Genomic DNA, 21,358 nt, shown 5'->3' on the forward strand with positions numbered 1-21,358 from the left:
CCCATGCTCCAACGACACCTCAGGGCCGCGTGTGCCGCAGCGGCGGCGGCCGGTGCCCTGCTCGCGGCCGGGCTCAGCGGCTCCGCGAGCGCCCAGCCGTCCCACTCCTCCGCCGTGCCGACGGCGGCCGAGAGCCTGCGCACCGCCGCGGCGCCGCCCGGCCTCCTCGCCGCGCTCCGACGCGACCTCGGGCTGAACCGGCAGCAGGCGGACCGCCGCCTGGCCAACGAGGCCGAGGCCGGCGCCACCGCGGGCCGGCTGCGCGCCGCCGTGGGCGCGCACTTCGCGGGCGCCTGGGTGAGCGGCACCCTGTCGGACACGCTGACCGTGGCCACGACGGACCCGGCCGACGCGCCCGTCATCCGGGCGCGGGGCGCCGACGCGGTCGTCGTGGACCACTCCCTGGCGGCGCTGGACGCGGCCAAGGCACGCCTGGACCGGGCCTCCGCGCACCACGGCAGCACGGACACGCCGGTCTGGTACGTCGACGCACGCACCAACACGCTGGTGGTGCAGGCGACACGGGCGGACGCCGCCCGCTCCCTGCTCGCCGCGGCCGGCGTCGACGCCTCCCTCACCAGGATCGTGCGGTCCACCGAGCACCCCCGCCCGCTCTACGACCTGCGGGGCGGCGACGCCTACTACATCGACAACAGCAGCCGCTGCTCGATCGGTTTCCCGGTGACCCGGGGCACCCAGCAGGGATTCGCCACGGCCGGCCACTGCGGACGGGCCGGCAGCGGCACCACCGGCTCCAACCGGGTCGCGCAGGGCACCTTCCAGGCGTCGGTCTTCCCCGGCAACGACATGGCCTGGGTGGCCACGAACGCCAACTGGACGGCGACGCCGTACGTCAACGGCTCCAGCGCGCAGGTCGCGGGATCCGCGCAGGCCACGGTGGGTGCCTCCGTGTGCCGCTCCGGCTCCACGACGGGCTGGCACTGCGGCACGGTGCAGCAGCTCAACTCCAGCGTGACGTACCAGGAGGGCACCGTCGCCGGCGTCACCCGCACCTCGGTGTGCGCGGAACCGGGCGACTCGGGCGGCTCGTTCATCTCCGGCAGCCAGGCACAGGGCGTCACCTCGGGCGGCTCCGGCAACTGCACGAGTGGCGGTACGACCTACTTCCAGCCGATCAACCCGATCCTCCAGAACTACGGCCTCACCCTGAAGACCAGCGCGTCCGGCCCCGGGGACCCGGGCGACCCCGGTGATCCGGGCGGCACCTGGTCGGCGGGCACCGTCTACCAGGCGGGCGACACGGTGACGTACGGCGGTGCCACCTATCGCTGTCTGCAGAGCCACCAGGCCCAGCCCGGCTGGGAGCCGCCGAACACGCCGGCGCTGTGGCAGCGGGTGTGAGCGGCGGCATCCGGCGAGCGGCTCGCAGTCACCACCAGTAGGCGGGGTACCGAGGTGCGTGTTTCGGCAGCCCGGCGATGGTTCCGGCGCTGACCAGCAGCAGCGTGGCGGTGAGCAGAAGGGGGAGGAAACGGAGCGGGGCGGGTGACTGGAGGACGACGATGACGGCCGTGGCCGCGGCCGGGGAGTGCGGCGTCCTGGTGATCATCATGGTGCCCAGGGCGAGGCCGCCTGCCAGTGCCGCGGCCCAGGTCGAGCTTCCGCAGGTGGCCAGCACCAGGTAGCCGCCGAGGGCGGACAGCAGGTGGCCGCCGATCAGGCTGCGCGGTTGCGCGAGAGGCAGCTGCGGAGTGCTGTGCACCAGGGCGGCGCTGGCCGCGAGGGGCGGGATGAACAGCGGTTCGTGCAGGACAGCGCCTATCGCCGCCAACAGCAGCAGTACGGAGACGGCGGACGTCGTGGCATGAACGGTGTGGCGGCGTCCGGCAGGGGCTGGAGCGCGTCCGGCGAGCAGGCGCCGGGCAGCCGGGCGTGTGGTGGTGTCGGAACTCACGTGTCTCTCGGGACCTGGGGTCGTGCTGAATGCGGGGAAGGGCGGAACGGTCCCGTGCTGATGTGCAACGCGCCCCGTGATCGACGTGGGCTGACCTTGCGCCGATCTTCCGATGGGGGCGGCGCAGTCCTGGACCCTATCCAACCATGGACACGTGGCGGGCCTGCGAGCGGCCCCTGGGGCATCGACATGCCCGCTCCGGGGGGCGGCGGGTCGGTCGTCGCTGCGCGCACCTTGTGGGCACTTCGCGAGCGACGAGGCAGGCGTCCGGTCGACGCCGTCTCTCCGGTGGCCTGGGATGAGGGCGAGCAACGGATTCGGGAGAGGGCTACCCCTGCTGCGCTATGACCCGGACCTGCTGGGCGATGTCCTCCAGCACGGTCTTCGGGTCGGCGGAGGGCGCGACGGCCTTGCCGATGTTCTGCTTGATGGTGTTGCTGACCTGCAGCCAGGACGGGTCGTTGACCGGGTAGAGCTGGGCGGTGCGCAGTGCGGTCAGGAACTGCTCGTTGCCGGTGTCCGTCGCCGAGTCCTGGGAGGTCTCGGTGGCGGACACCGTCGAGGGCAACAGGTGGTAGCGGCCGGCGAACTCGTTGAGGTTCTTGTCCTCGTAGACGAAGTCCAGGAACGAGCCCACCAGTTCACGATTGCCGTCGTGCTTGAAGGCCATCATCCAGTCGGCGACGCCCACCGACGGCGGGGTCTTCCCGTCGCTCAGCGTGTCGGACACGGGCATGGTCAGCGTGCCGACCTTCATGCCCTTCTTCGTCGCCTCGTCAAGGAGTGAGGGGTAGCCGTTGACCATACCGACCTCGCCGCGCAGGAAGGCGGCGAAGGCGTCCTGCCGGTTGAGCCGCTCGGGCGGGACCGGGCCGGTCAGGCCAGGTGTGACCAGGTTGTCCTTGATCCAGCGGAACGTCTGTGTGTTCTGCCGGGACGCGATGCTGTACCCGTTGCTGCTGTCGGTGTACCCGCCGCCGTTGCTCAGTTCCCAGATCAGGGCTTCGGCGTGCGCCTCCTCGGGGCCGAGCGGCAGGGCGTACGGGTAGAGCACGCCCTCCTTCTTCAGCGCCTCGGCCGCGTCCTTCAGGTCCGACCAGGTCTTCGGCGGCTTCGCACCGGCCTTGTCGAACAGCTCCTCGTTGTAGAAGAGCAGCCGGCTGCTGGCCACGAAGGGCAAGCCGTAGAGGGCTCCGTCGACCGTTCCCGCCTCCGCGAGCGGCGGCAGGAAGTTGGCCTCCTCGCTGATCGGCAGCAGCTCGCCGGCGGAGTAGAGGCGGCCCTGTGCGGCGAAGTCGGAGTACGCGCCCATGAGGGCCACGTCAGGGGCATTGCCCTCCTGGACCATGCGGGTGACCTCGCGGTCGACGTCGGCCCACGGGTAGAGCGTCACCTCCACCTTCGTGCCGGGGTGGGCGGCGGTGAAGGCGCTGGTCAGCTGGGACCAGTACGCCTTGGAGCTGGTCGCCGGGCTGTCGCCGTACTCGGGGGCCACCAGGCGCAGCGTCGTTCCGCCGCTCCCCAGTGCGCCGCAGGCGGTGACGAGGGAGCCCAGCAGTCCGAATGCGGCCACGGAGGCGGTCATGCCGATGAGTCTTGGTCGCACGGTCTTTCCTCTTGATCTTTTCAGCAGTGCAACCGGAATCCTCTCCCGCGCCGGGGCGATATGGGCCCCCTGCCGGACAAGTGTGGCCATACCTCCAACTCGGCCGATGTCGAATGGTGTCTTCCGATATGCCGCCGCTGATTCTGACGCGCGTAGAAGAGGCTGTGCGATGAGGAGCGCGCCCGGGGTCGGCCGGGCGCGCGTGCCGCTGCTCAGGAGCGGTACCGGTAGACGATCCGGCCGCGGGTGAGGTCATAGGGGCTGAGTTCCACGAGCACGCGGTCGAACGGGAGGATCCTGATGTAGTTCTTCCGGATCTTCCCGCTGATGTGCGCGAGCACGTGGTGCCCGTTGTTCAGCTCCACCGTGAAGGTGGCGTTGCGCTGGCAGTCGAGGACGGTTCCCTCGATCTCCAGGCCCTTTGCTGTTCGTGCCAAGGTATCTCGCTTCTGAATTGGTTGAGTTGGGTGGCCGGTCAGGTTGTTCGCGATGGGCGAGCGGGGCGTCAGCGGCGCGCGAGTTCCAGGTAGCTGCCCGATCGCCGGCCGCCGGCGCCCTCGGCCAGCGCGATCCCGGCGGCGTTGGATGTGTCCACTTCGGCCCAGGCGGAGCCGATCCCGTCGCGGTGCAGCTCGCCCAACGCGTGGGCCAGCAGTGCCCGCCCGATGCCGTGCCCGCGGTGACCGGCTCGGATCGCGACCAGCCCGATCCGCGCCCGGCGGGGCGCCCGCGCCACCCGGACCAGGCCGACGTACTCGCCGTCCTGGAGCGCCGCCGCGTACTTCGACGGGTCCCCGAGCGTGGACCCGGCCGGGCGGGGCAGTACCTCGGCCGGCATGGTGTGCCAGCCGACGGTGGCTTCGACTTCCTCGCGAATCGTGCGGTCCAGCGCGCGCAGCAGGCTCTCGTCCGCGGTACCGGCGGACAGGATCGTCACGCCCGCCGGGAGTTGCGCCGTGCGAAGCCCGGTGTCGCCGGAGTCGGTGGGCAGGATGTACTCCCACTCACGGCGTCGCACGGTGAAGCCGAGCCGCTCCCAACTCGACCGCAGGTCGTGGTCGGACTCACTGACCACGGTGTGGAGCAGCTCGGGGAGGTCGGCCAGCATCACGGCCGCGAGCTGGTCGAAGACCGCGTCCTGCCACACGTCGATGCTGATGAAGAGCCGCCCGTCGGGCCGGTGCGAGACGTCTCCGTGGCCGACGGTCCGACCGTCGGTCACAGCCTCCCACTGCCCCTCCGCGACCCGCGTGATCGTCACGGTGTTCATAGATGTTCGCCTTTCAGGAGTGCCTTGTCGGAGAGGCGGCTCCCGGCGACACCTGGATCAGGGTCACACCGTGACGGAGAGAGGGAGCACCCACCTCGATACTGCGTTCATGGGGGTCTCACCTCCTTGGGCCGGTCACGGTCGACTGCAAGCTATCAGCTCGATCATCGGCGCGCTCAGGAATTACGGCGGTGCAGGGAGTCGAGGAGCGCCATCTCGTCCCGACTGAGCCGCAGAGCGCCCGCCGCCACGTTCGCCGCCAGGTGGCCGGGGTCACTGGTGCCCGGGATGGCCAGCACGTGCGGGCCGCGATGAAGGGTCCAGGCGATCCTGACTTGAGCCGGGCTCGCGCCGTGTGCCCGGGCGACGGCCAGGATCTCCGGGTGGTCGCCGTCGCTCGCCCCGGCTTGGCCCCCGCTGGCGGCGATCGCGTAGAACGGAACGAAGGCGACATCCTGCTCGCCGCAGGCGCGGACGAACGCGTCCTGGTCGGGCCGCACTCCGAGGCCGTACATGTTCTGCACGCAGACCACGGGTGCGATGGCCCGGGCCTCGGCCAGGTGGTGGGGGTGGACGTTGGAGAGACCGAGGTGGCGGACGAGTCCGGCCTTGCGCAGCTCGGCCAGCTCTTCGAAGCGCTCGGCGATGGAATCGGTACCGACGACGCGCAGGTTCACCAGGTCCAAGTGGTCCCGGCCGAGCTGGCGCAGGTTCTCCTCGACCAGGCCGCGCAACTGCTGCGGCCCGGCGTGGGGCAGCCATTCCCCGGACGGTCCGCGTGGCTGCCCGACTTTGGTGGCGATGACGAGGTCGTCCGGGTAGGGCGCCAGGGCTCGGTTGATCAGTTCGTTGGCGGAGCGCAGCGCGGAGAAGTAGAACGCGGCGGTGTCGATGTGGTTCACGCCGAGCTCGATGGCGCGGCGCAGCACGCCGATCGCCTGGTCGCGGTCGCGGGGGACGGCGTCGGGTACGAGCGCCTTGCCGGTCTGCGGCAGCCGCATGGCGCCGAAGCCGATGCGGTTGACCGTCAGGTCTCCCAGCTTCCAGGTGCCCGATGCGGCAGCGTTGATCGTTTCGGGGATCATGCCGGGATGATGTCCGCGCGGTAGGGTGGCCGCCATTGATTCAGGTATGGGTGAATCCTTGAGAGGGGTGGGGGGTTCCTGGCGGAGCTGTCGTTCTCGGCGAGGGACGTGGCCCAGGTGCGGTTCGCCGTCTCGCCGATGTGGCAGGTCGGGAGCAGCGTCCGGCTGCTGGCCTCCGGTGGAGCGGATCCCGTGCACCGACGGTGGGTGGAGCAGGTACGGCCACGGGTCGCGGCGGCCGGCCTCGACAAGGCATGGCTCGCCGAACTGATCCCGCCCTCCGGCTACGCCCCGGACTTCCTGAACCCGGCACCTGCCGGGCCCGCACCCACGTTGGCGGAGGAACTGGCCGCGGTCGTGGCCTGCCCGGCCGACCGCGTCCGCAAGGACCTCGACCACCTCGCACACCACACGGGCGGCATCGGACCTGGCCTGCGGTCCCTGTACGCCGATCCGCGCAGGCACCTGGCACGGGTAGCGGAGGAGATCGAGACCTACTGGGAGCTGGCGCTCGCTCCCTACTGGGCGCGGATCCGCACGGTGCTGGAGGCCGACGTCCTGTATCGCGCCCGGCAGGTCTCGCAGTACGGAGCCGGCCGTCTCCTCGACGAGCTGCACCCACAGGTCAGTTGGAGCGACGACGTGCTGCGGCTGCTCCGCTGGCCACGGTCGCTGTCCCGGGAGACGGCGGGCGCGGGGCTGCTCCTGATCCCCTCGGCCTTCAAGGGGCCGGGCCTGTCCACACGGATCGCTCCGCCGGACCCGCCGCAACTCGCCTACCGAGCCCGCGGCACCGGCACGCTGTGGGAACGCCGCACCGTCACCCGCACCGCGGCGCTGGCCGCCGTGCTCGGCCGCGCACGGACGCTTCTGCTCACCGAACTGGAGACTCCGGCCACGACGACGGAACTGGCCCACCGCACGGGCATCTCCAAGGCCGGGGTCTCCCAGAACCTCACGGCCCTGCGCGACGCCGGCTTCGTCTCCGCCCACCGGGCCGGACGCTCGGTGCTGTACGCCCGCACGTCCGTCGGGGAGTCAGTCCTCGCCGCGGGCCACGGCCAAGGGCACTGATCAGTGCCGGACAGCCCACGGCCGGGCACCGCAACGGGCCTCAGCCGGAGGCCAGGGTGCGGGCGTGCACCGGGCGCAGCGACGCGTCCTTCCCGGTGCGTTCCAGCCGCAGCCGGGCCGAGCGCCCGCGCATCGTCAGGGTCATGAGCTGGTTCCCGAACCACGGCCCGCCCTTCTTGCGCCAGCTGACGGGCGGGCGGGGACAGCGGCCGTGGCGGGCGAGGAGGCGGCCCACAAGACGCGCCGGTGCGCTCCAGCCGAAGCGGAAGCCGATGCGCATCGACAGGGGAACGGAGTTGTGCACGGGGGAGCAGGTGAGCTGGACGACGGGGAGGCCGGGCTCGCCGGACCGCCACGAGGCCTGCGCGAGATACCCGTGGTGTACGTCCCCGGACAGCACGCTCACGCTGGCGGGCGCGTCGGGCCGGGAGCCGACCTCGGCGATCAGGCCGGCGAGGTCGGCGAACGAACGAGGGAAGGCGGCCCAGTGCTCCAAGTCCAGCCCCCGGCGCAGGCGTTCACCGAAGCGCGCCCAGCGCCGTCCGCGCACTCCGGCGCACAGTGCCGCGTCCCAGGCCTCGGCGTCGTGCACGAGATGCGGCAGCAGCCAGGGCAGTGAGCTGCCGATCAGCAGGTGGTCGTAGGCGTCCCCGTCGGTCAGCACCTGCTCGCGCAGCCAGTCGGCCGTACCGGGGTCGAGCATGGCGCGGCGGTCCTCCTGCAGGACCCGCGCCGCCCGCGAGTCCACCATCACCAAGCGGACCCGGCCGACGTCGCGCCGGTAGCTGAAGCGAACCGAGGCCGGCTCGGTGTCGGCCTTCCCGGCGAGGACACGCACCGCGTCCGTGCCGTCCGGCGTGGCGCGCACGGCTGTATAGGTGGGGTCGGCGGCCAGTTCGGCGGGGGAGAGGTTGCCCAGGTGCTGGTGCACCCAGTAGGACATCAGGCCACTCAGCAGCCGTTCCTGCCACCAGTGCGTGGCACGCATGTCGGCGAGCCAGGCGGCGGAGGTGTTCCAGTCGTCGACGATGTCGTGGTCGTCGAAGATCATGTAGCTGGGTACGGTGGACAGCAGCCAGCGGATCCCGGGGTCGAGCCAGGATTCGTGGTAGAGGCGGCAGTACTCCTCGTAGTCCGCCACCTGGCTGCCGGGCGGCTGCCGGAGATCCCGCCGCTCGGCCAGCCAGCTCTGCGTCGCCTCGCTGGTCTCGTCGGCGTACACCTGGTCCCCGAGCAGAAGCAGGACGTCGGGGCGTTGTGCGTCGGTGTCGGCCGCGAGCCGTTTGGCGAGGGAGTCGAGGGCGTCGGCGCCCACGGGGTCCTTGCCGTCGGCCGGGGGAGTGGCCCAGCGGCAGGAGCCGAAGGTGATCCGTACGGTGTCGCCTGCGGCGGGCACCCGGATGACGGAGGCAGGGAAAGGGGAGTCGAGCAGCGGCCACACCCGGGTGTCGTCGAGGAACACCTCGTACGACGGCGCGGTACCCGGTTCCAGACCGGTCACCGTCACCAGGGCGTAGTGGTGTCCGGCGACCTGGAAGGTCGGTGCGGTGCCGCCCGCGCCGTTCGAGCAGCGCACCTGCGCGACGCACGGACGGCTCGCCTCCACCCACACCGTCGCGCACGAGCTGTCGGTGTACCTCAGCAACGGCCCCAGACGCAGTTCGACCACGGTGGCGGACCTCCTGTGTCGCACCGTTCGGTTGAAACGACCGTTGAACCGTACCGGCTCGGCGACGGACAGGCCCTTCAAGCCGCGCACCATGCCCCCACCGGGACGTGGAGAGCGAGCCGTGGCCGGTTACGCGTCGGCGGTCGGGCCGGCGGCGGCCATGATGGCCTGCCAGGGAGCGGAATCGAAGATGAGTGTGATCGCCGTGATACGGCCGTCGCTGAGCCGGAAGTGCTCCGCTGTGCGTTGGGCGATGCCGACAGCCGGGACGGTGTGCAGGTCGTAGACCAGCGTGGCCTCGTTCTCGCCGTACAGCTCGCTGATGAACTCCACCTCGCTGACGATGCCCAGGAGCCCTTCGAGGCCGTCGAGGTGGCCGTCCGGACTGTCGGACGTGATGAAGGGGCTGCGGAAGACGAAGCCGTCGCCGGTCAGCGCGGCGGCGGCGGTGATGTCACCGCGGAACCGGGCGTCTGAGTAGGCCCTGACGGTCTCGCGGGTGAGTGAGCCGGTGGTCATGGGGTGCTCCAGGGGTCGTTTCAGGAAGCCGGCTCGTCCGGCCGGACGTTGTTCAGGTACCGCTCGATCTGGTGCTGGTTCTCCACCAGGCGCAGACACAGGTGCCGGAGCTGGGCGAGTTCATGCTTGCTGAAGCCGCGGAAGACGGCGGACATGGCCCGCTGGGTGGGTTGCCGGAAGGCCTCCAGCCACTCCCGCCCGGCCGGGGTGATGCGGACGCGCACCGATCTGCGGTCGCTCGGGTTCTGGACCCGCTCGGCCAGGCCGTCGCGCTCCAGGGTGTCGACGAGTCCCGTGACATTGCGCGGACTGACACCGGCCGCACGGGCCAACTCCCCCATACGGAGCCCGTCCTCGGACGCCGTGCGCAGTCGCGCGAGCAGATCGAGCGCCCCCGCACTGAGACCACGCCCGCCCGCGCCGTGCGCACGCAACCTGTCGATGGCCTGCGAGGCCGAACGGACGGCGGCGGCCACCTCCAGTGCCAGGGTGGCGCCGCCGCCGGTGAACGCCTGCATGGACGCTCGGACCCCGGGGTCGTAGAGGGAGCCGTCGGGGTCGGACGCCAACTCCTGAGAAATATTTACGTCCTTCATAATGAAGCAGTACCTTATATCGACCCGGGCGCGCAGCGCCATCGGCCAGGCGTGGCCCGTGAGTTGAAGACAAGAACGGTAGGTGTCCACTGTGGCCGGGGCAGGATCGGCAGAACTGCTGCTGGGCGGCACAGTCGTGGTGGCTGCTTCGGTGCAGTGGCTCACCGGGATGGGCTTCGCGCTCATCGCGGTTCCCGTGTTCGTCCTGACACTCGGGCCGTCGCAGGGGGTGGTGCTCGCCAACTGCGCCGCCGGAGCCATCAGCGTCGTGGGACTCGCCGCGGGGTGGCGGCAGGTACGGATCGGTGCCATGGTCCCCCTGGTCATCGCCGCCGCGTGCACCGTGCCCGCGGGCCGGTGGGCGGCCGCCCGGCTCTCCGAACCGGTACTGCTGGCCGGCATCGGGACACTTGTGACGCTGGCCGTGGCTCTCGTGATGGCAGGCGCGCGCATACCGGCGCTGACCGGAACGAAGGGCGCCGTGACCGCCGGGGCCGTGGGCGGGTTCATGAACTCCGCCGCCGGCGTCGGCGGGCCACCGTACTCGCTGTACGCCTTGAACGCGGGCTGGCCGCTTCCCGCATTCGTGCCGAACGCGCAGTTCTACGGCATCGCGGTGAACGTCTTCTCGGTGGCTGCCCATGGTGTGCCACGGCTGAGTGGGTCCGCGTGGGGGGTGACGGTGGCCGCCATGGTGGCGGGCATCCTCATCGGCAGGGCCCTCGCCCCGAGAGCCCGGGAGCGGGAGACGCGTCGGTTCATCTGCGCCTTGTCCCTGGCCGGTGGCCTCTCCGTACTGGTCAAAGGGCTGCTGGACATGGCATGACCAACCCCGGTCCGCCCGCGCAACCCCCGCCCGCTTCAGCTAAGATCGCGCGCCGCGGGGGGAAGAAGCGGGGGGCTCGGCGCGCGTCGAAGCGTCTGGCCTGGTCTTCTCCCACGCCGAGGGAGGGGACCCACCGATGCTTCGTCTGTCTTTCGCGACGCGCCGCGCGGCGCGCTCACGCACCGCGCTCGCCACCGCCGTCGTCCTGGCCGCGACCGGCGGCCTGAGCGTCACCACGACCGGGGCGGCCTTCGCCGAGGACCCGCCCTCGACGCCCGCGTCGGCCCCCGACGAGGTGGTGATCTCCGACCCGGGCCGGTTCAAGCCGCGCGGGGAGCTCATCGATCACGCCGGCGCCACCGGCTACGTCCACCACCAGGAGGGCAAGAAGCTGGTCTGGACGGACTTCACGACCGGCACGGACACGAGCCTGCCCTCCACCTACCTCACCTCCGACACAGCCCACCACTCCGGTCTCCTCGGCTACTACAACCGCGACACGCGACGGTTCACCGCGACCGACCTCGCGACCGGCACGGCCACCGCCACCCTGTCCGTGCCGGCCGGCCAGACCTGGATCCGCGCCTTCACCCCGGACACGGTGGTCACCGCCACCAAGACGGCCGACGGGAAGTACGACGGACTGCGCCTGCTTCACGCGACCGGCGGCGAGGAGGTCACCGAGCAGCCGGTGACCGGCCTGCGCGAACCCGTCACCACGCTGCGCGTCCTCGAACAGGACCTGCGGGGCGCGCTGGTGACCACACAGACCGTGGCCGACGGCCCGTACCGCTCCTACCTTCTCGACTACGCGACGGCGACCCTCACGCCGACGCTCACCGTGACACCCGCGGCAGGCCGGAGCCTCGGACACGACCGACTCCTCGTCGAGCAGGACAACGACACCGTCCTGACGGTCCCGCGCGACAACGCGTCGGCCCCTCCGGTGGCCACCCCGCTGCCGCCCAAGGGCATCAACGAAGCCGACTGGTCGAAGTCCGCCGTACTCGGCGACTGGATCCTCGTACGCCACGACGTCGACGACTACTGGGGCACCTACAGCCAGGGCGGCAAGCTCCTCGCGGTGCCGCTCGGCGGCGGCACCGTCCGCGAGCTGCTCCCGCACGCGGCCGACAACCTCACCGTCACTCCCGACGGCAGCGTTCTCGCCGTCGGCGGCAGTTGCGCGCAGGACTGGTCCGTGCACCGCGTCACGCTCGGCGAGGACGGGGTGCCGCGCCTCGCGGCCGTGCGGAAGGTGCCGCAGATGCCCGCAACCTACAGCGGCTTGGCAGTGGGCGGCGGGCGGGTGAACTACTTCAGCAACACACGACCGGGACGCACCCTGTACGAAGTCGACACCCGCACGCCCGGCGAGGCAAGGCCACGCCATTGGACCTCGTCGGACAACCCGGCCTGGCCCAAGGGGCCGCTGTCGCTCGGTGACGGACAGAGCGCCATCTCGCATGGCTACTCGGTCGATTCGCCCCTCACCGAGAACTCCTACTACCGCGTGGACCTACCCACCACCTCCACGCTCCTGGACGCGGGCGGCCGTTACTCGCTCTCCTCCGACGGAACCACCCAGTACGTCGGCGACTTCGGTGACAACGGCGGCTCCCGGATCGTGCTCCAGCGCCCGCACAGCGCCGCCGCCCTGTGGGGCACCAAGCTGTGGAAGACGGCCGGTGGGACCGGCAAGGTCAACTCCTACGACCTGGTCACCAAGGTGACCACCCCCGACCTCGACCTCGGCTCCGGCTGTGTCCCGAGCGAGCTGCAGGCGCTGGGCCGCTGGCTGTACTGGGCCTGCGCGGGCGGTGCCAAGGCCGGGGTGTACGACCAGCACCTGAAGAAGAGCGTCCCCGTGCCGACGGGTGAGGCACTCCTCGGCGACGGATACGTCGTACGACGGAACAACGCGGCCGGCAAACTGCTCCTCACGGACGCGACGACCGGACAGACCACCGAGTTCGCCGACATCCCGGTGACCGACCGGGCCGATTCGGGACGGCGGGCCGACTGGAGCGTCGACAAGTACGGCGGTGGAGTGGCGTTCATCGACGCGCAGAACAACATCCGTGTCAAGCGCGTCCCCATCGCCCCCCAGGGCCTGACCATCCTCGACGCCACGGTCGACGGAGGCTTCACCGCCGCCTACGAATTCGACAACGCCTGGGACGCCCTGTGGCGCCTGTCCCGGCCCGCGGACCACTGGCGTGTCCTGGTACGCGACGGCTCCGGACGGGTCGTGCGGACGCTGAGCGGCACGGCCGGACCCGGAGCCGCCGTCCAGGCACGCTGGGACGGCAGGGACGACGCGGGGCGCGGAGTGCTGGCAGCCCGCTACTCGTACGACTTCGAGGTCGCGCCCGATCCCGGCGACGCCTTCGTCCGGCTGACGAGCGGCACCATCGACGCGTCCGACACCGTCCTGGAGACCGCCCCTTCCCGCTACCGGCCGCTCGCGCCCCGGCGGGTCCTCGACACCCGCTCGGGCGTCGGCGCACCGAGGGCCAAGGTCGGCCCCTGGCGGCGCGTCACCCTGAAGGTCGCGGGCGCCGGTGGCGTGCCGGCCACCGGGGCGACCAGCGTCGTGTTGAACGTGACGGTCACCAACGCCACCAAGGCGGGCCACATCTCCGTGGTCCCGAACACCGCCGAGTCCCAGCATGCCTCCCAGGTCAACTTCACGGCCGGGCAGACGACGTCCAACCTCGTGGTCGTGCCCGTCGTCAACGGCAGGGTGGACCTGATGGCTTCCACCGGCGGCACCGTCGATCTCGTCGCCGACGTGGCCGGCTACTACGCGCAGGGCACGGGCGGCTCCGCGTTCCGGCCGCTGACGCCCACCCGGTTCATGGACACCCGCACCGGCCTCGGCGTGCCGCGCGCCAAGGTGGGCTCCGGCGGCACGGCCCGCCTGCAGGTGACGGGCGTCAAGGGCGTGCCGGCGAGCGGGGTGAGCGCGGTCGTCATGAACGTGACCGCGACCAACGCCTCCCACTCCACCGTCGTCACCGCCTACCCGGACGGCACCCCGCGCCCGGGCACCTCCAATCTGAACGTGCCCGCCGGCCGCACCGTCGCCAATCTCGTCGTCGTACCCGTCGTCAACGGCAGGATCGCCCTCACCAACAACTACGGCTCCGTCGACCTCCTCGGTGACGTCGTGGGCTACTACACCGGCGGCGACGGTCAAGCGTTCACCGGTGTCGAGGCACGCCGGCTCATGGACACCCGCAGCGGCTACGGCATCCGCCAGGGCGTGGTGGGGCCGGGCCGGTCCGTGACCCTGCAGGTCGCGGGGACGGGCCCCGTTCCGGCGAAGATCTCCGCCGTCGTCCTCAACGTCACGGCCACCGGACCCACCACCACCGGGTACGTCACGGTCCACCCCTCGGGTACGTCACGCGGCACCACGTCGAACGTGAACTTCCGGGCCGGGCAGACGGTGCCGAACCAGGTCGTCGTACCGGTCATCGACGGCAAGGTGACCTTCTACAACCACGCCGGCAACGTGCACCTGATCGCGGATGTGGAGGGCTGGTTCGCCTAGAAGCGCCGGACCACCCATACGTTCCCCCCGCCGGGGTGCCGGCCGTTCGTCCTGGCCCGCCACGGTGAACAGCGAACGCGAGCCGGCCATCTGCACACCGCCGCACAAGTGCTGACAGCAGCGCATCCGCGATACGGCCGCCGGCAGCTTGGGACACGGCAGCGGGCGTATCGCCCTTGAGCGGGGCTGAGGTGGCTGACGCGGGCGGCGTGGCTGATGCGGGGGGCGGGGGGCCCGCACAGCGCGCCGGGGGCTCAGAACGTCGAGGACATCCTCGTCGGACGGCTGTGCCGTGGCGTCGGTCGACGGGGTGTCGTCGTCGGTCAGCCTGCCCCGGCCGATCGCCCGGGGCAGGACGGCGCGCACCAGGGCGGCGACCGCCCCTTCGCCCGCCCGTCACCCGCGCACTCGTCCGGGGCGACGACGGAGCGCGCGGCATGACCGCCCTGACCCGCCGCCGGTTCCATACGACGGCGGGTCAGGCACCGTTGCCCGTCGCCGACTACGGCGACATGCTCACCCGGCTGCGCGCCGGCTCACTGACCGGGCCGCGAGGTCACCTCGCGAGGGCCGTGGTCACTGGACGTCCACGAAGTCCAGGCGGCTGTAGCTGTAGAAGTGCGACCAGTCGTCGCCGTCGTATCTGGCCTGCCAGTCACCGTCCTTGGCGGCGGTGAAGGTCTTGGTGAACCTGCCGTCCGTGCCCGTGACGGCGACGCCGACCCCGCGCCAGGTGGTCGTGCCCTTCTCACGGAAGTAGATGTTGATCCGGGCACTGGGCAACGCGGACCACTGCCCGCCGGACTGCGTGTTGAGCTTGCCGGTGATGGTGATCGGGGCGCCCGCCCTGACCGGTTCCGGGTTCGCGTTGAACTCGCCGAACGCCGTGTTCTGGCGCCAGATCGAGTACGACTCCGGGGCGGGGCCGGCCGGGATGTCCCTGGTTCCGGCGAACTGGAGCCGCCAGACACCCAGGCCCAGGTAGGGCAGGTCGGTGGCCGTGACCGTGCGGGAGCTGTTGCCCGCGATGGCCGGGCTGTCGACGGTCCTCTTGGTGACCCACTCGGTGGTTCCGTACTTCTTGAACTGGATGTTCACCTTGAGCGTCGTCGCGGCCGGGAGGTCGTACCGGTCGAAGATGCCCGAGATCGTGACCTTCTTGTACGGGCTGACGGAATAGCTGGGGACCCTGTGGAAGCCCGCGCTCGTGGTCGGGTCGGAGTTGACGTACACGTAGGTCTCGCTCAGCCAGGGCGTGCCCAGGAGCGCGATCCGCTGCCGCTGGGTGCCGTAGACGGGGACCTGGGTGGTGAACCGCCCGTCCGCCCCCGCGGCGAACTTCCGCACGTTGTACACCGCCATGGGTGTCCCGACGGGGACCGGCTTGTCGACGCCGTCGCTGCCGCGGTAGGTGGCCCGGCCGGTCAACGGGGCATCCTTCCCGTCCGGGCCGGTCACCTTGGGCGAGTCCAGCGCGATGGAGGTTGCCGTGTATCCGACCTCCACCCGGCGGGTCTGCCCATGAGCGGCGTCCGCGTCGGCCGGCCGCAGGATGACCTTGACGTCGTTCTGGTACGTGCTGGTGTCGTGCTGCTCGGTGCCGGTGAAGGTGTACGGGGCAGTGAGGTGCCCGGTGGCGTCGGTGGTCAGCTCTGTCTTCGCCGCGGTCGTCTCCAGGACCAGCCGGCCGTTCGGCATCGGCTTCTCGGAGTCGTCGCGCGGGTCGCGCAGCGTCGCGTCCGCCGCGATGGACACCGTCCGGTGCTCCAGGTCCGGCTTCCCGGTCACCTCGAACGACGTGACCTGCGGGATCAGGTGGTAGTCGAAGACCGCTTCGTCCTTGTGGACGATCGTCTCGCCGGCGGTGCCGGCGTACTCGACGTCCACGGCGTACCGGCCCAGGTCGGCCAGCCGCAGCGGAGAGGTCTCGATGGCGGTCTCACCGGGGTCGTCCTGGCAGGACGGGTTGCAGGGGTCCGTGTCCTGCACGTGGATGAACTCGGTGACGGTCGCCACCGGGGTGTCGGTGCCCTCCTTGCGCAGGAGCACCTTCAGGTCCTTCGGCAGCGTGTTCGTACCGAAGTCCAGGTGGATCCGGGTCTCACTCGTCCGGACCGAGGGCCCGTTCGGGTGCGGGTCGGCCGCCTGCGCCGCCGTCGGCACCGTGAGCACGCCACCGAGCGCGCCGAGCGTGCACAGCGCAGCGAGGGTGCTTCTTCTCATGTGTTTCCCACCAGGGCATCAAGATCCAATCGGCTTCCAGACCTCTGGAGGGGGCAGAAGGTTGCACGCAGAACGAAACCGAACGTTGGGCCTGCGTTTGCCGGGTGTTTGCCGGGGCCCGTGAACGGACGGGCGGGCGCCGTGCGCGAGTTGAATCTCCCCTTGGGGGAGAACCTACCTTCCGGGCTGGTCGTAGAACCGAGTCAAGGAGTCGACGATGGCGACGTTTCTGCTGGTGCCCGGTCTGTGGATGGGCGGTTGGGCGTGGGACGCCGTGGCCGCGGAGTTGTCCGCACGGGGGCACCGCGCGACGGCGGTGACGCTTCCCGGCCTGGGGGACAGGGCCGACGAGGACGCCGCCGTCATCGGGCTTGCCGACCATGTGGACGCGGTGGCCGAACTGCTCCAGGCGCAGGAGCGGGAAGTCGTGCTGGTGGCGCACAGTTACGCCGGCTTCCCGTCGGTCGGCGCCGTCGACCGGGTGCCCGAGAAGGTCGAGCGGCTGGTGTTCGTGGACACCGGTGCTCCCGAGTCCGGCGAGTCGGTGGTCACCCAGATGCCGCACCTGCTGGAGACGGCCGACGGCGGGGTCCTTCCGGTCCCCGGCGGGATCGACGCCGTGCACGGTGTGCCGGAGGCCGAGTGGGAGCGCTACCGCAGCCTGGCGACACCGCATCCCCTGCGCACCGTCACCGATCCGATCACGCTGACGGGTGCGTGGCTGAAGGTGCCGACGACGGGTGTCTTCTGCCTGGCGGGCGGCCGCCTGAGCCTGGACGTCGTCCGTGCCCTGTACGCCACGGGCGACCCCCGGTTCGCGAAGCTGGCCGAGCCCGGGGTGACCTTCTTCGAAATGGCCACCGGGCATTGGCCGATGCTGTCCACACCGACCGAACTGGCCGACGTCCTGGTGCGCGCGGCGGCAGGCGAGGGCGAGAGCCTCGTTGAGGAGGGTCAGGCCCGTTCCCGCTGAGCAATTGCCCGGGAGCGTCTGAAGAACGCGACGCCCCGACCGGCCGGTACCGGCGATGACCGGTACTGTCGGATCGGGGCGGCTGCGCGCTCGGTCAGCGTGCGGCGAGGAGTTCCAAGGTGTCGATCACGCGGTTGGAGAAGCCCCACTCGTTGTCGTACCAGGCGACGACCTTGACGTGGCGGCCGTCGACGCGGGTGAGGGCCGAGTCGAAGATCGACGAGGCGGGATTGCCGGTGATGTCCGACGACACGAGCGGGTCGTCCGAGTATTCGAGGATGCCGGCGAGCGGCCCCTCAGCCGCGTCGCGGTATGCCGCCAGCACGTCGTCGCGGGTCACGTCGCGGGCGACCGTCGTGTTCAGCTCGACGATCGAGCCCACCGGTACCGGTACGCGGATCGAGTCGCCCGACAGCTTGCCGTCCAGGTTCGGCAGCACCAGGCCGATCGCCTTGGCGGCGCCCGTCGTGGTCGGCACGATGTTGACGCCGGCTGCCCGGGCGCGACGGGCGTCGCGGTGCGGACCGTCCTGCAGGTTCTGCTCCTGCGTGTAGGCGTGCACCGTCGTCATGAACCCGTGCTCGATACCGGCGAGTTCGTCCAGCACCTTGGCCAGCGGCGCGAGTGCGTTGGTGGTGCAGGAGGCGTTGGACACGATCGTGTGCAGGTCAGCGTCGTAGGCGTCGGTGTTGACCCCGTACGCGAGCGTGACGTCGGCGCCGTCCGACGGCGCACTGACCAGCACCTTGCGCGCGCCCGCGTCGAGGTGGGCGCGGGCGGCCTTGGCGGAGGTGAAGCGGCCGGTGGCTTCCAGGACGATGTCGACGCCGAGTTCGGCCCACGGCAGCTGCGCCGGCTCACGCTCGGCCAGCACCGTGATCCGACGGCCGTCGACGACGAGGGCGTTGCCGTCGACGGTCACCGGACGCCCGAGCCGGCCGGCCGTGCTGTCGTAGGCGAGCAGCCGGGCGAGGGTCGCGGGCTCGGTGAGGTCGTTGACGGCGACGATCTCCAGGGCGCTGTCGCGCTCCAGCAGGGCGCGCAGCACATTGCGTCCGATGCGGCCGAAACCGTTGATGGCGATGCGAGTCATGAATGGTGTCCCTTCCCTTCCCCACCAGGCTCGCCCGAGGCCGGCGCCGCCGACAGTGGCGCGATCGCCAGGGTTCGAAAGGATCCCGCCACCCCGCCACCCGGTGACCGGGCCGGGTCACTCACCCCGGGTGAAGGTGCGCCGGTACTCGCTCGGCGTGGTGCCCAGCACGCGCTGGAAGTGCATCCGCAGGTTCGCGCCGGTGCCGAGGCCGACGTCGGCGGCGATCTGTTCGACGCTGCGCTGCGAGCGCTCCAGCAGTTCACGGGCCAGGTCGATGCGGGCACGCATCACCCACTGCATCGGCGTGTAGCCGGTCTCCTCGACGAAGCGCCGGGAGAACGTGCGCGGCGAGACCCCCGCCTGCCGCGCCAGTACGTCCAGGGTGAGGTGCTCGCCCAGCCGGTGCAGCGCCCACTCACGGGTGGCGGCGAAGTGCTCGCCGAGCGGCTCGGGGACGCTGCGCGGCACGTACTGGGCCTGGCCGCCGCTGCGGTAGGGGGCCGCGACCAGACGCCGGGCCGCGTGATTCGAGGCGGCCACGCCGAGGTCGCCGCGCAGGATGTGCAGGCACAGGTCGATGCCGGAGGCGGCGCCGGCCGAGGTGAGCACGCTGCCCTCGTCGACGAACAGCACGTTCTCGTCGACCTTGACGAGCGGATGCCTGGCCGCCAGGGCACGCGTGTAGTGCCAGTGCGTCGTGGCACGCCTGCCGTCGAGCAGGCCCGTGGCGGCGAGCGCGAAGGCGCCCGTCGAGATGGCGGCGAGCCGCGCACCCCGTTCGTGGGCGGCGATCAGTGCCTCGACGACGGCCTGCGGCGGGTCGTCGCGGTCCGGGAACCGGTAGCCGGGCACGAAGACGATGTCGGCCCACGCGAGCGCGTCCAGGCCGTGGGCGACGTAGTACGCGAGGCCGTCGCCGCCGGTCACGAGGCCGGGTGTCGCCCCGCACACCCGCACCTCGTACGGCATGCTCGCGCGGGTGGTGAAGACCTGCGCGGGGATTCCGACATCGAGCGGCTTCGCGCCCTCCAGCACGAGGACGGCGACACGATGCAAACGGGAGGCTGGCACAGGAAGAGGTTACGTGGGGCGCGGCGGGGGCGTCCCCGAGCTACTGGCGGACCTCAGTGTTCCCGGCGCGATCCGCGGCAGCGCTGTCCGCGCCCAGGCCCGCGAGCAGGCGCAGTCCGTCCTCCGCGGGGCTGCCGGGGGCCGCGGACAGCACGAGTAGCTCGATGCCCGATTCGTCCGGTAGTGCGAAGTTCTCCTGGTGCAGTTCCAGCAGTCCGACCAACGGGTGCCGGTACGCCTTGCGGCCATGCGCGCGGGCGCGTACGTCCGCGCGGGCCCAGAGACGGCGGAAGCGCTCGCTGCCCATCGCCAGCTCGCCGATGAGCGAGGCCAGGCGGGGATCGTCGGGGAACTTGCCGGCGGCCAGACGCAGGTGCCCGACCACGTCGAGCGTGCACTGCTCCCAGTCCGCGTACAGGCCGCGTTCGGCCTCCTCCAGGAAGATGTGCCGGGCGGTGTTCAGACCCGGCATCGGCCGGCCGTAGAGGAGCCCGGCGAGGCGGTTCCCGGCGAGCACGTCCATGCGGTGGTCCATGAGCAGCGCGGGTGCGTCGGTGACCAGGTCGAGGACGCGCAGCAGCTCGGGCCGGGCCCGCCCGCCCGGCGCCTTGGCGGGGCGGCGGCGCTGCCGGGCGAGCCGGTAGAGGTGCCCGCGTTCGGTGTCGTCGAGGCCGAGGACGCGGGCGAGCGCGTCGAGGACCTGCTCCGAGGGCTGGGTCGCGCGGCCCTGTTCCAGGCGTACGTAGTAGTCGACGCTGACTCCGGACAGGTGCGCGACCTCTTCGCGGCGCAGGCCTTCGACCCGGCGGCGGCTGTCGGTCGGGATGCCGACGGCCGCCGGGTCGACCCGGGAGCGCCGGGTCCGCAGAAAACCAGCCAGATCGTCCATGGCCCCCAGTATGGCCTGGCGTAGTGCCCGCGAAGGTGGCCCTGCCATTACCAGGAAGTCCCGTCCTACGGAAGCGGAGCCCCTGAACGCCGGGCGTCGTGGCGTCCAGGATCGAGTCATCCGATCCGAAGGAGTCCGTCATGAAGACGCTCATCGTCTACGCCCACCCGGAGCCGAAGTCGCTCAACGGCTCGCTGAAGGACCTCGCGGTGTCCACGCTGGAGAACGCCGGGCACGAGGTACGGGTGAGCGATCTGTACGCGATGAACTGGAAGGCCGTCGTCGACGCCGCGGACTACGGGCCCAGTGCCTCGACTCCGCTGAAGGTCACCCGGGACTCGGGCCGGGCCTTCGACACCGGAACGCTCACCCCGGACGTCGTGGCCGAGCAGGAGAAGCTGCTGTGGGCCGACACGGTCATCTTCCAGTTCCCGCTGTGGTGGTACTCGATGCCCGCGATCCTCAAGGGCTGGGTGGACCGGGTGTTCACCTTCCACTTCGCCTACGGCGTCGGCGAGCACAGCGACACCAAGTACGGCGAGCGCTTCGGCGAAGGCACTCTCGCGGGCAGAAGGGCTCTGCTGTCGGTGACCACGGGCGGACCGCAGCCGCACTACGCCCCTCGCGGGATCAACGGTCCCATCGACGACCTGCTGTTCCCGATCCACCACGGCATCCTCTACTACCCGGGCATCGAGGTGCTGCCCCCCTTCGTGCTGTACGGCACCGACCGGATGACCGACGAGGACTACCCGGACATCGCCAAGGCCTGGAAGCAGCGCCTGCTCACGCTGGAGTCGACCGAGCCGATCCCGTTCCGGCGGCAGAACTTCGGCGACTACGAGATCCCTTCGCTGAACCTGAAGGAAGGGCTGGAGCCCGCGGGCCGCACGGGATTCGGGCTGCACGTGCGGGCCTGACCGCCGACGACGAACGCGACGAGGGCCGAGGGCATCTCATAAGGCACATGAACGTCTGAGGCGCAGG

The 21,358-nt window shown here is 71.1% G+C and carries 18 protein-coding genes; 6 read left to right on the forward strand and 12 right to left on the reverse strand.

The annotated features are described in order from the left end of the window. Nucleotides 1–3 precede the first annotated feature (3 nt). Nucleotides 4–1,362, forward strand: coding sequence for a carbohydrate-binding protein (locus C3489_RS01175; RefSeq protein ID WP_103778818.1), 1,359 nt, complete (start codon nucleotides 4–6; stop codon nucleotides 1,360–1,362). A 28-nt stretch (nucleotides 1,363–1,390) separates the two neighbouring features. Here C3489_RS01175 and C3489_RS01180 read toward each other — a convergent pair whose 3' ends face one another. The 5 genes from C3489_RS01180 to C3489_RS01200 form a co-directional block, all read right to left on the reverse strand. After that, nucleotides 1,391–1,915, reverse strand: a complete 525-nt coding sequence (locus tag C3489_RS01180; RefSeq protein ID WP_103778820.1) for an HPP family protein — start codon at nucleotides 1,913–1,915, stop codon at nucleotides 1,391–1,393. Nucleotides 1,916–2,243: 328 nt separating this feature from the next. Beyond that, entirely contained in the window at nucleotides 2,244–3,500 is a 1,257-nt protein-coding gene (locus tag C3489_RS01185; protein ID WP_103778822.1) for an extracellular solute-binding protein, read from the reverse strand. A gap of 233 nt (nucleotides 3,501–3,733) precedes the next feature. Beyond that, nucleotides 3,734–3,958 (reverse strand): translation initiation factor IF-1, encoded by a 225-nt coding sequence (infA, locus tag C3489_RS01190; RefSeq protein ID WP_103778824.1) that lies wholly within the window; start codon nucleotides 3,956–3,958, stop codon nucleotides 3,734–3,736. Nucleotides 3,959–4,026: 68 nt separating this feature from the next. Beyond that, nucleotides 4,027–4,791, reverse strand: coding sequence for a GNAT family N-acetyltransferase (locus C3489_RS01195; RefSeq protein WP_103778826.1), 765 nt, complete (start codon nucleotides 4,789–4,791; stop codon nucleotides 4,027–4,029). A gap of 176 nt (nucleotides 4,792–4,967) precedes the next feature. Next, nucleotides 4,968–5,876 (reverse strand): oxidoreductase, encoded by a 909-nt coding sequence (locus C3489_RS01200; RefSeq protein WP_103778828.1) that lies wholly within the window; start codon nucleotides 5,874–5,876, stop codon nucleotides 4,968–4,970. Between the two features lie 138 nt (nucleotides 5,877–6,014). On the opposite strand from C3489_RS01200, the gene C3489_RS01205 reads away from it, so the two are divergent. Then, nucleotides 6,015–6,950: a helix-turn-helix transcriptional regulator gene (locus tag C3489_RS01205; RefSeq protein WP_181139451.1), complete on the forward strand. Its 936-nt coding sequence runs from the start codon at nucleotides 6,015–6,017 to the stop codon at nucleotides 6,948–6,950. 40 nt (nucleotides 6,951–6,990) lie between these two features. Here the strand turns inward: C3489_RS01205 and C3489_RS01210 are convergent, their stop codons facing one another. From C3489_RS01210 to C3489_RS01220, 3 genes are all read right to left on the reverse strand, one after another. Further along, nucleotides 6,991–8,619 (reverse strand): alkaline phosphatase D family protein, encoded by a 1,629-nt coding sequence (locus tag C3489_RS01210; RefSeq protein ID WP_103778832.1) that lies wholly within the window; start codon nucleotides 8,617–8,619, stop codon nucleotides 6,991–6,993. A 129-nt stretch (nucleotides 8,620–8,748) separates the two neighbouring features. After that, nucleotides 8,749–9,138, reverse strand: a complete 390-nt coding sequence (locus C3489_RS01215) for a nuclear transport factor 2 family protein (protein ID WP_103778834.1) — start codon at nucleotides 9,136–9,138, stop codon at nucleotides 8,749–8,751. 20 nt (nucleotides 9,139–9,158) lie between these two features. Next, nucleotides 9,159–9,776, reverse strand: a complete 618-nt coding sequence (locus C3489_RS01220; protein ID WP_258054517.1) for a MarR family winged helix-turn-helix transcriptional regulator — start codon at nucleotides 9,774–9,776, stop codon at nucleotides 9,159–9,161. A 49-nt stretch (nucleotides 9,777–9,825) separates the two neighbouring features. Here C3489_RS01220 and C3489_RS01225 point away from each other — a divergent pair, with 49 nt between their 5' ends. Then, the gene (locus C3489_RS01225) at nucleotides 9,826–10,560 is read left to right on the forward strand and encodes a sulfite exporter TauE/SafE family protein (RefSeq protein WP_103778836.1); all 735 of its coding nucleotides are present in this window, start codon (nucleotides 9,826–9,828) and stop codon (nucleotides 10,558–10,560) included. 136 nt (nucleotides 10,561–10,696) lie between these two features. Continuing rightward, nucleotides 10,697–14,119 carry a FlgD immunoglobulin-like domain containing protein gene (locus tag C3489_RS01230; protein WP_103778838.1) on the forward strand — a complete coding sequence of 1,141 codons (3,423 nt, stop codon included), beginning with the start codon at nucleotides 10,697–10,699 and terminating at the stop codon, nucleotides 14,117–14,119. 576 nt (nucleotides 14,120–14,695) lie between these two features. Here the strand turns inward: C3489_RS01230 and C3489_RS01235 are convergent. Continuing rightward, entirely contained in the window at nucleotides 14,696–16,342 is a 1,647-nt protein-coding gene (locus C3489_RS01235; RefSeq protein ID WP_103778840.1) for a hypothetical protein, read from the reverse strand. Nucleotides 16,343–16,559: 217 nt separating this feature from the next. On the opposite strand from C3489_RS01235, the gene C3489_RS01240 reads away from it, so the two are divergent. Further along, nucleotides 16,560–17,315 carry an alpha/beta fold hydrolase gene (locus tag C3489_RS01240; protein ID WP_103778842.1) on the forward strand — a complete coding sequence of 252 codons (756 nt, stop codon included), beginning with the start codon at nucleotides 16,560–16,562 and terminating at the stop codon, nucleotides 17,313–17,315. Between the two features lie 94 nt (nucleotides 17,316–17,409). Here the strand turns inward: C3489_RS01240 and gap are convergent, their stop codons facing one another. From gap to C3489_RS01255, 3 genes are all read right to left on the reverse strand, one after another. Next, nucleotides 17,410–18,408, reverse strand: a complete 999-nt coding sequence (gene gap / locus C3489_RS01245; protein WP_103778844.1) for a type I glyceraldehyde-3-phosphate dehydrogenase — start codon at nucleotides 18,406–18,408, stop codon at nucleotides 17,410–17,412. 117 nt (nucleotides 18,409–18,525) lie between these two features. Beyond that, nucleotides 18,526–19,482: a GlxA family transcriptional regulator gene (locus tag C3489_RS01250; protein ID WP_103778846.1), complete on the reverse strand. Its 957-nt coding sequence runs from the start codon at nucleotides 19,480–19,482 to the stop codon at nucleotides 18,526–18,528. Between the two features lie 40 nt (nucleotides 19,483–19,522). After that, nucleotides 19,523–20,371 (reverse strand): helix-turn-helix transcriptional regulator, encoded by an 849-nt coding sequence (locus C3489_RS01255; RefSeq protein ID WP_103778848.1) that lies wholly within the window; start codon nucleotides 20,369–20,371, stop codon nucleotides 19,523–19,525. Nucleotides 20,372–20,511: 140 nt separating this feature from the next. Here C3489_RS01255 and C3489_RS01260 point away from each other — a divergent pair, with 140 nt between their 5' ends. Beyond that, complete coding sequence (locus tag C3489_RS01260) at nucleotides 20,512–21,291, forward strand: NAD(P)H-dependent oxidoreductase (protein ID WP_103778850.1); 780 nt, start codon at nucleotides 20,512–20,514, stop codon at nucleotides 21,289–21,291. Nucleotides 21,292–21,358 lie beyond the last annotated feature (67 nt).

Source organism: Streptomyces sp. Ru71 (assembly GCF_002920535.1).
In the GTDB taxonomy this organism is placed as follows: Bacteria; Actinomycetota; Actinomycetes; order Streptomycetales; family Streptomycetaceae; genus Streptomyces.

Bases quoted from the DNA above. Each gene is read 5' to 3' on its own strand.
- C3489_RS01175 (WP_103778818.1), top strand. From the start codon at position 4: ATGCTCCAACGACACCTCAGGGCCGCGTGTGCCGCAGCGGCGGCGGCC.
- C3489_RS01185 (WP_103778822.1), bottom strand. From the start codon at position 3,500: ATGACCGCCTCCGTGGCCGCATTCGGACTGCTGGGCTCCCTCGTCACC.
- C3489_RS01195 (WP_103778826.1), bottom strand. From the start codon at position 4,791: ATGAACACCGTGACGATCACGCGGGTCGCGGAGGGGCAGTGGGAGGCT.
- C3489_RS01200 (WP_103778828.1), bottom strand. From the start codon at position 5,876: ATGATCCCCGAAACGATCAACGCTGCCGCATCGGGCACCTGGAAGCTG.
- C3489_RS01205 (WP_181139451.1), top strand. From the start codon at position 6,015: ATGTGGCAGGTCGGGAGCAGCGTCCGGCTGCTGGCCTCCGGTGGAGCG.
- C3489_RS01215 (WP_103778834.1), bottom strand. From the start codon at position 9,138: ATGACCACCGGCTCACTCACCCGCGAGACCGTCAGGGCCTACTCAGAC.
- C3489_RS01220 (WP_258054517.1), bottom strand. From the start codon at position 9,776: ATGGCGCTGCGCGCCCGGGTCGATATAAGGTACTGCTTCATTATGAAG.
- C3489_RS01230 (WP_103778838.1), top strand. From the start codon at position 10,697: ATGCTTCGTCTGTCTTTCGCGACGCGCCGCGCGGCGCGCTCACGCACC.
- C3489_RS01235 (WP_103778840.1), bottom strand. From the start codon at position 16,342: ATGAGAAGAAGCACCCTCGCTGCGCTGTGCACGCTCGGCGCGCTCGGT.
- C3489_RS01240 (WP_103778842.1), top strand. From the start codon at position 16,560: ATGGCGACGTTTCTGCTGGTGCCCGGTCTGTGGATGGGCGGTTGGGCG.
- gap (WP_103778844.1), bottom strand. From the start codon at position 18,408: ATGACTCGCATCGCCATCAACGGTTTCGGCCGCATCGGACGCAATGTG.
- C3489_RS01255 (WP_103778848.1), bottom strand. From the start codon at position 20,371: ATGGACGATCTGGCTGGTTTTCTGCGGACCCGGCGCTCCCGGGTCGAC.
- C3489_RS01260 (WP_103778850.1), top strand. From the start codon at position 20,512: ATGAAGACGCTCATCGTCTACGCCCACCCGGAGCCGAAGTCGCTCAAC.